An 8334-nucleotide genomic window follows, 5' to 3' on the forward strand; every position below is an offset into this window, starting at 1 on the left:
TGTCACTTGTTCAGTGAAGTCTTCTTGGTAGAAGTCTGGCGCGGTTTGGCGCGCTTGATGTTGCCGCCGGCGGTAACGCGTTCATTCCCCTTCAGCATGACCTTGGTGACGCTCGGCTTCTTGGTGCCGCTGGCGCTGGCCTTGACGATGGTGACTTCGCGCATGCCCTTGCCGGCCTTGCTGCTGCGTTCCTTGACGGTTTCCTTCTTCGGACGGTAGAGCACCAGCAGCTTGCCGATGTGCTGGACCGGTGCCGCGTCGAGTTCGGCGCAGATCTGTTCGTACATGGCAACGCGGGCTTCGCGGTCGTCGCCGAACACGCGGACCTTGATCAGGCCGTGCGCGTCGAGGCTGGCAGCGATTTCCTTCATGACCGATTCGGTCAGGCCGGATTCGCCGATCATGACGACTGGGTTGAGTCCGTGGGCTTCGGCGCGCAGTGCGCTGCGCTCGGCCGGAGTGAGTTTAAGCATAATAATTTTTAGGTGTACCTTTAAAAGCAGTATTCTACGCGAATGGCCAAGAACAAATTAAACAAAAACTGGTTGCACGACCATATTAACGACCCTTACGTCAAACTGGCCCAGAAAGAGGGCTACCGTGCCCGGGCGGCCTACAAGCTGAAGGAAATCGACGAAAGCGAGAAGCTGATCAAGGCGGGGCAGGTGATTGTCGACCTCGGCTGCACCCCCGGCAGCTGGGCCCAGTACACCCGGCGCAGGCTGGCGGGTGCGGACGGCGGCGGCATCCACGGCACCATCATCGGCCTCGACATGTTGCCGATGGAGCCGATCTCCGACGTCCAGTACATCCAGGGCGACTTCCGCGAAGAGGAAGTGCTGGGCCAGCTCGACAAGCTGCTGCAGGGACGCAAGGCCGACCTGGTGCTGTCCGACATGGCGCCGAACCTGTCCGGGATTCCGACCGCCGATGCGGCGCGAATGGAACACTTAATCGATCTGGCAATTGAGTTTTCGCAAGTGCATATGAAACCGGGCGGGGCATTGCTGGTGAAGTGCTTTAAAGATATGGGATTTACGCAGATACTGGAAAAGTTTCGTACCGAATTCAAGACGGTCAAACAGGTCAAACCCAAGGCGAGCCGGGACAAATCGTCCGAAATTTTCTTGCTTGGACGTGGTCTGAAGAATCCAGCAGCGTAGAATTTACCGAAAACGCTGCTTTGCCCTTGATATTCGGCGCGGCAACCGCACATCAGCCGCGTGAGGCTGGTTGCGCGAATGCTTGCGTGGCCGGTCTGGCATGAAAAAATGGCATTTCAGCACTATTGCCGTACGTCGCGTGGCGGCGTCGGCTTATTGCGGTTAAAATCGTCATACTGAAATCGGTAGAGATGCAATCCGCATCGGAGGAGTTTTCGTGAATAATATGTTTTCCAAATCCGCCATCTGGGTGGTCGTTGCGCTGCTGTTGTTCATGCTGTTCAAGCAGTTCGACAACCACAGCGTCGCCGGCGGCAGCAAGACCATCGCTTATTCCGAGCTTCTCGATGAGGTGAAGGCACGTCGCATCAAGGACGTCGTGATCGAAGGCTCGAACATCACCGCGACCCGCCAGGACGATTCCAAGGTGCGCGCCACCGCGACCATCCTCGACCGCGGCCTGATCGGCGACCTGCGCGAGAACGGCGTGCGCTTCGACGTCAAGCCGCCCGAGGAGCCTTCGTTCCTGCAGCAGGTCTTCATCTCCTGGTTCCCGATGCTGCTCCTGATCGGCGTGTGGGTGTTCTTCATGCGCCAGATGCAGGGCGGCGGCAAGGGCGGCGCTTTCTCCTTCGGCAAGTCGAAGGCGCGCATGCTGGATGAAACCAACAACACCGTCACCTTCGCCGACGTCGCCGGTTGCGACGAAGCGAAGGAAGAAGTTTCCGAGATCGTCGACTTCCTGAAAGACCCGACCAAGTTCCAGAAGCTGGGCGGCCGTATCCCGCGCGGCGTGCTGATGGTCGGCCCTCCGGGTACCGGTAAAACCCTGCTGGCGCGCGCCATCGCCGGCGAAGCCAAGGTGCCGTTCTTCTCGATCTCCGGTTCGGACTTCGTCGAGATGTTCGTCGGCGTGGGTGCATCCCGCGTCCGCGACATGTTCGAGAACGCCAAGAAACACTCGCCCTGCATCATCTTCATCGACGAGATCGACGCCGTCGGCCGCCACCGCGGCGCCGGCATGGGCGGTGGCAACGACGAACGCGAACAGACCCTGAACCAGCTGCTGGTCGAGATGGACGGCTTCGAAGCCTCCTCAGGCGTCATCGTGATCGCCGCGACCAACCGCGCGGACGTGCTGGACAAGGCGCTGCTGCGTCCGGGCCGTTTCGACCGCCAGGTGATGGTGGGCCTGCCGGACATCCGCGGCCGCGAACAGATCCTGAACGTGCACATGCGCAAGGTGCCGATCGGTACCGACGTCAAGGCCGACATCCTGGCGCGCGGCACCCCTGGCTTCTCGGGCGCCGACCTGGCCAACCTGGTCAACGAGGCCGCGCTGTTCGCCGCACGCCGCAGCAAGCGCCTGGTCGAGATGATCGACTTCGAAGACGCCAAGGACAAGATCTACATGGGTCCGGAGCGCAAGTCCATGGTCATGCGCGAGGAAGAGCGCCGCAACACGGCTTACCACGAGTCGGGCCATGCGGTCATCGCCAAGCTGCTGCCGAAGGCCGACCCGGTGCACAAGGTCACGATCATGCCGCGCGGTTACGCCCTCGGCCTGACCTGGCAGCTGCCCGAACACGATGCCTTGTCCGGCTACAAGGACAAGATGCTGGAAGAAATCTCGATCCTGTTCGGTGGCCGTATTGCTGAAGAGATCTTTGTCGGCCAAATGTCGACCGGCGCCTCGAACGACTTCGCCCGCGCCACCAAGCTGGCCCGGTCGATGGTGACCCGCTTCGGCATGTCCGAGAGCATGGGCGTGATGGTCTACGAAGACAGCGAGAACGAAGGCTTCTTCGGCGGCGCCACCAAGACCATCTCGGAAGCGACGCAGCAGAAGGTCGATGCCGAGATCCGCAACATCCTCGACACCCAGTATGCCCTGGCGCGCCGCCTGCTCGAAGAGAACCGCGACAAGGTCGAGATGATGACCAAGGCGCTGCTCGACTGGGAAACCATCGACGCCGACCAGATCAACGACATCATGGCCGGCCGTGAGCCGCGCCAGTCGAAGACCAGCATCCTGACCAAGCGCAACCCGCCGGGCGACAGCGGTTCGGGCGGCGTGGCGCCGAACGCCACCGCACCGGCTTGATCGCCTGAACCACCCCAGCAAAAGGCATCCATCCGGATGCCTTTTGCTTGTTAACACGTCTTTCCATGCCCAAGAACCTGCAATGCGGCCAGTACAGCTTCGCGCTGGAAGGCCCGGCCTCCACCCATCCGGTCGTGATGGGCATCCTGAACGTCACGCCGGATTCGTTTTCCGACGGTGGACGTTACCAGGGCCTCGAATTCGCGCTCTCGCACGCCGAAGAAATGATCCGCGACGGCGCCACCATGATCGACATCGGCGGCGAATCGACCCGCCCGGGCTCGCCGAGCGTGCCGGTCGCGGAAGAGCTGGCGCGCGTGATGCCCACCTTGTACGCACTACGCACCCTCGACGTCGCCTTGTCGGTCGATACCTGCAAGCCGGAAGTCATGCGCGAGGCGATCATCGCCGGCGCCGACATGATCAACGACATCAACGGCTTCCGTGCGCCGGGCGCCATCGAGGCCGTGCTCGACAGCGACTGCGGCCTGTGCCTGATGCACATGCAGGCCACACCGCAAACCATGCAGCAGGCGCCAGACTACGGCGACGTGGTGCGGGAAGTGACCGACTTCCTGAGCGAACGGGCGGACACCCTGGTCCGCGCCGGCGTCGCACGCGAACGCATCTGCATCGACCCGGGCTTCGGCTTCGGCAAGACGGTCGAGCACAACTATGCACTGCTGCGCCAGCTCGACCGCATCCGCAGCGAGGTCGGCCTGCCGGTGCTGGCCGGGCTGTCGCGCAAGTCGATGATCGGCGCCGTCACTGGCCGTCCGGTCGAGGCGCGGGTGGCAGGCAGCATCGGCGGGGCATTGGCTGCGGTGGCGCATGGCGCTAGAATTGTGCGTGTGCATGATGTGGCAGAGACGGTCGATGCGCTGAAGGTATGGCGCGCCGGAACTGAAGCTTAGTAGTCACGATTAATAATTCACGATTGATTCGGAAAAGAGAACAAGAATGGCACGGAAATATTTCGGTACGGATGGCGTTCGTGGCCTGGTGGGTGAAGCACCGATTACGCCCGACTTCGTGATGCGCCTCGGCTACGCAGCGGGTACGGTGCTGGCCAAGGGCAGGAAGTCGAGCAGCGGCCGCCCGGTCGTCCTGATCGGCAAGGACACCCGTATCTCGGGCTACATGCTGGAAGCCGCGCTGGAAGCGGGCTTCTCGGCGGCCGGCGTCGACGTGATGCTGGCCGGCCCGATGCCGACCCCGGCCATCGCCTACCTGACCCGCGCGCTGCGCCTGCAGGCCGGCGTCGTGATCTCGGCCTCGCACAATCCTTTCCAGGACAACGGCATCAAGTTCTTCTCCGAGCACGGCACCAAGCTGCCGGACGCGGTGGAACTGGAAATCGAAGGCGCGATCGACCAGCCGATGGGCTGCGTGCCTTCGGACAAGCTGGGCCGCGCCAGCCGCCTGCGCGATGCCCAGGGCCGCTACATCGAATTCTGCAAGAGCACCTTCCCGAACGAGCTGGACCTGCGCGGCCTGAAGATCGTGGTCGACAGCGCCCACGGCGCGGCCTACAACATCGCCCCGCACGTATTCCACGAACTCGGCGCCGAAGTCGTCTCGATCGGCGCCTCGCCTGACGGTCTGAACATCAACGCCGGCGTCGGCGCGACCGCGCCCAAAGCGCTGTCGGAAGCGGTGGTGGCCAACAAGGCCGACCTCGGCATCGCGCTGGACGGCGACGCCGACCGCCTGATCATGGTCGACGCCGGCGGCCGCGTCTACAACGGCGACGAACTGCTGTACCTGATGGTGCGCGACCGCATGTCCACCGGCCCGGTGGCGGGCGCCGTCGGCACCCTGATGACCAATATGGCGCTGGAAGTCGCCTTCAAGCAGATGGGCGTGGGCTTCGCGCGCGCCAAGGTCGGCGACCGCTATGTGCTGGAAGTGATGAAGGAACGCGGCTGGCTGTTCGGCGGCGAGAGCTCGGGCCACCTGCTGGCATTGGACAAGCACACCACCGGCGACGGCATCGTGTCGGCGCTGCAGGTGCTGTCGGCGCTGGTGCGCAGCGGCAAGTCGCTGGCCGAATGCTGCAGCGAACTCAAGCTGTATCCGCAGACCCTGATCAACAAGCGGGTCGCGCCGGGCTTCGACTGGACCAGCGACCAGGCCCTGGTGGCCGAGAAGGAAGCGGTCGAGCGCGAACTGGGCGATACCGGCCGCGTGCTGATCCGCGCCTCGGGCACCGAGCCCTTGATCCGCGTCATGGTCGAAGCCAAGGAAGCCGATGTGGCCGAGTCCATGGCGCGCCGCATCGCCGACAAGCTGGCCGCCTGACAGCAGGCAAGGGTGCGCGATTTGACGCGCACCCGTTGCGGGAGTATGATCAATACCATATCGGAGTGTAGCGCAGCCCGGTAGCGCACCTGGTTTGGGACCAGGGGGTCCAAGGTTCGAATCCTTGTACTCCGACCATAGCTTCCTCCGCGGGCTGTCGTTCGACAGCCCGTTTCATTTCCGTCGGCCTGGCATGCGCCTGCCGTCTTCATCTGCCCATAGCTCAGTTGGATAGAGCATCAGCCTTCTAAGCTGAGGGTCGCTGGTTCGAACCCAGCTGGGCAGGCCAAATTTCGTTGTTAATTCAATAGCTTAACATGGCCGTCTGCTGATCAATTTTTAGGCGCTGCGCTATTCGTAGAGGGTTGCGCTACTCAAAAGGCGACACTTGATGTTTTTCGTTGTCGCAAAGCTATAGCATTGTTAAAATATCCGACCAATAATTCGCGGCCTCAAGTTCATGAAAAGACTGTCGTATCGTCGTCGCGAGTACCTTGATCGTAGAGCAAGGCTAATAAGCCTTCGTCCGACTGAGCGACGAGCGGCAGGACCCAGTAAGCCTGGAACGCCCAGGCGCCGCGCTGGTGACTTAGTTACAGTGCCCGCTCCATGCACGTTTGAGCTTGGTAGCAACGAGAACCGCGTGGCGGTGACTCATTTCTTCGAGCGTGTTCTAAACGCGCTTGAGGCTGGCTCTAAAGTTAAGATCGGTTTCGGATCAACTGCGGAGTTGCATCCATGCGGTACTTTGGTACTGATGGCGAACATTGAGGAGTGGATGACTCTCTATCCTGGGAAGCTGTCATGTGACCATCCTAAGGACGAAGTCGTTGAGCAGCTGTTTCAGCATGTAGGACTTCTTGCAAAGTTTGGTCACACCCCTAGGAAGGAAATTTTAAGCGAGAGGGTGGCACATTGGCACTTCTACTCAGGATCTACAGCGGACCCATCCACGTTCTTGGATCTCACGCTGTCCATCATTGACGAGATTGACCATCCGAACGCACCGCTGTTTGCCGACTGTCTGAATGAGGCTATCTGTAATACAGTGGGGCATGCGTACAAGGACTGCTCTGAGAGCGCCGTGCCGAAACCATTGCAAAAATGGTGGATATTTTCGCAGTACAAAGGCGGTCGATTCTACGTCGCGATTTACGATATCGGCGACGGCATCCCTCGAACGCTACGCCGGAAGCCGGAGTGGGTTGAATTTTTGCGTCTTCGTCACTATAAAGATGGAAGCATTCTACGCTCTGCAATTGCAACTACTCGTACTCGGACCCTGCAGCCGGAGCGCGGCAAAGGACTGCCAGAAATGCTCGAGTTTTCGCAGAGCTTGAAAGCTGGCGGACTCTCTATCTTAAGCGCGAAGGGCGGCTTCGGGTACGATGCTCTGACCGAGACAATGAGGCACCGCAAGTTTAGTCTGCCACTGCGTGGTACTCTAGTGCAGTGGACGATCCCGTTCCGCAAGGAGCTTGGAAATGGAAACAATGAACTACTCAATAGCTAATCAATTTACCCGAACCCCTGCTGGGCGATACTTCTCGGATGGTCCTTTCTCTGGTGAACGCTTCAGGGAGGAAGTGCTGCTTCCTGCTCTACGGGGCGGTAAGCAGATCGCTGTGAGTCTAGATGGGGCCGTTGGCTTCGGTTCTTCGTTTCTTGAGGAAGCGTTTGGCGGGCTAGTTAGGGCCGGCATTGCCGAGTCTGACTTAAAAAAGCGACTAATTGTTCAAGCGAAGCTGAAGACTTATTCTGATCGTGTCTGGCGATACATCAGTGAGGCGCAAGCTCGCGCTGGTGGTCGCCAAACAGTCAGTGGTTGAGTTCCTCAAGAACTATGGCCCAGCTCTTGCGTGGGTCGTTGCTGCTCTAGGCTGGGCTGTCACAAATGGTCAGGCGAACATTCGTGAGAAGCGAAAGGAACTTCGGAGCGAGATTGATGCTCTAGAAAAAGCCATTCAATCGATTGCTGAGAAGATGGCTGCGTACTTGCGCCGCAAGGCGGAAGATACAACCGCAACAGTCCAAGAGCTCGAGATTGTCGTGCTATTTCAGTCAGTTGATCGCAGGATCGAGCGGATTAAGAAGCGCCAGACGGGCGGAACACTTGGCCTTTACATCGATCGTATCAACAAAGAGCGTGAGCGGCTTTTCGATCTTTCAACCGGTGAGTACTTTCAGACGCCTGCGTTGTTGGCAGAGCCGGCGCTAAGTCAACGGATCACAGACATACATACCCAAGCACAGATCCTGATCGAAGAGCTGCATTCATTCTTCCTGATGAAGTTCGACAGTGTGAAATCGAGCGATTCTTAAAAGCTTACCTTGCTTGGTTTCACACGCTCAGGCAGTCGTCTGTAGACCCGCTGTGTGATTTGGCTGTCGGCATGGGCAAGAAGGGCGCGCGCGTGCTCGAGGGTCTCGGCATCGCTTGCGCAATTGGCTCGTAGGTCGTGTTCGGTGAACCTCTCTTTGACCTCGGTTTCGTCAAGTATACGCTCCATGAACCGCTGCCAAATCGAGTCCCATCCACTTGCGGTCCCTTTCTCTTCGTCGTAGTAGCACTCCCCCTTACGCGTACAAAACAGCCAGGGGGAGATATCGACAGGTCGCGTCTCTCTAGCGACCGCCACAGCCGTACGCAAGTAAGCGTCAAACCAGCGCCGTCTAGACACTGAACGGAGCCAGTCGCAAAGTAGTCCCCACTAAATTTTGGCGGGGACTATCTTGGGAAGCGAAGTTGAACACAGCAGGCGTCGG

General features: G+C 59.9%; 8 protein-coding genes and 2 tRNA genes. 9 read left to right on the forward strand and 1 reads right to left on the reverse strand.

Annotated features, from left to right (window positions below; translation table 11 throughout):
- Positions 1-2 precede the first annotated feature (2 nt).
- Positions 3-473: a ribosome assembly RNA-binding protein YhbY gene (yhbY, locus tag AC56LK_RS24485; protein ID WP_497187055.1), complete on the reverse strand. Its 471-nt coding sequence runs from the start codon at positions 471-473 to the stop codon at positions 3-5.
- Between the two features lie 42 nt (positions 474-515).
- Here yhbY and AC56LK_RS24490 point away from each other — a divergent pair, with 42 nt between their 5' ends.
- The 9 genes from AC56LK_RS24490 to AC56LK_RS24530 all read left to right on the forward strand — a co-directional run bounded on the left by AC56LK_RS24490 (position 516) and on the right by AC56LK_RS24530 (position 7890).
- Positions 516-1163: an RlmE family RNA methyltransferase gene (locus tag AC56LK_RS24490; protein WP_497187056.1), complete on the forward strand. Its 648-nt coding sequence runs from the start codon at positions 516-518 to the stop codon at positions 1161-1163.
- Positions 1164-1380: 217 nt separating this feature from the next.
- Entirely contained in the window at positions 1381-3267 is a 1887-nt protein-coding gene (gene ftsH, locus AC56LK_RS24495; protein ID WP_497187057.1) for an ATP-dependent zinc metalloprotease FtsH, read from the forward strand.
- A gap of 65 nt (positions 3268-3332) precedes the next feature.
- Entirely contained in the window at positions 3333-4181 is an 849-nt protein-coding gene (gene folP, locus AC56LK_RS24500; RefSeq protein WP_497187058.1) for a dihydropteroate synthase, read from the forward strand.
- Positions 4182-4227: 46 nt separating this feature from the next.
- Positions 4228-5568 (forward strand): phosphoglucosamine mutase, encoded by a 1341-nt coding sequence (gene glmM / locus AC56LK_RS24505; RefSeq protein ID WP_497187059.1) that lies wholly within the window; start codon positions 4228-4230, stop codon positions 5566-5568.
- 61 nt (positions 5569-5629) lie between these two features.
- A tRNA-Pro gene (locus AC56LK_RS24510) sits at positions 5630-5706 on the forward strand.
- Positions 5707-5780: 74 nt separating this feature from the next.
- Positions 5781-5857, forward strand: a tRNA-Arg gene (locus AC56LK_RS24515).
- Between the two features lie 354 nt (positions 5858-6211).
- On the forward strand, positions 6212-7081 hold the full coding sequence (locus tag AC56LK_RS24520; protein ID WP_497187060.1) for an ATP-binding protein: 870 nt from the start codon (positions 6212-6214) through the stop codon (positions 7079-7081).
- Positions 7053-7397, forward strand: coding sequence for an STAS-like domain-containing protein (locus AC56LK_RS24525; RefSeq protein WP_497187061.1), 345 nt, complete (start codon positions 7053-7055; stop codon positions 7395-7397). The genes AC56LK_RS24520 and AC56LK_RS24525 overlap by 29 nt, the downstream gene beginning before the upstream one ends.
- Positions 7351-7890, forward strand: a complete 540-nt coding sequence (locus AC56LK_RS24530; protein ID WP_497187062.1) for a hypothetical protein — start codon at positions 7351-7353, stop codon at positions 7888-7890. The genes AC56LK_RS24525 and AC56LK_RS24530 overlap by 47 nt, the downstream gene beginning before the upstream one ends.
- The last annotated feature ends 444 nt before the right edge of the window (positions 7891-8334 follow it).

The organism is Telluria sp. ZB4P36, from assembly GCF_059685865.1.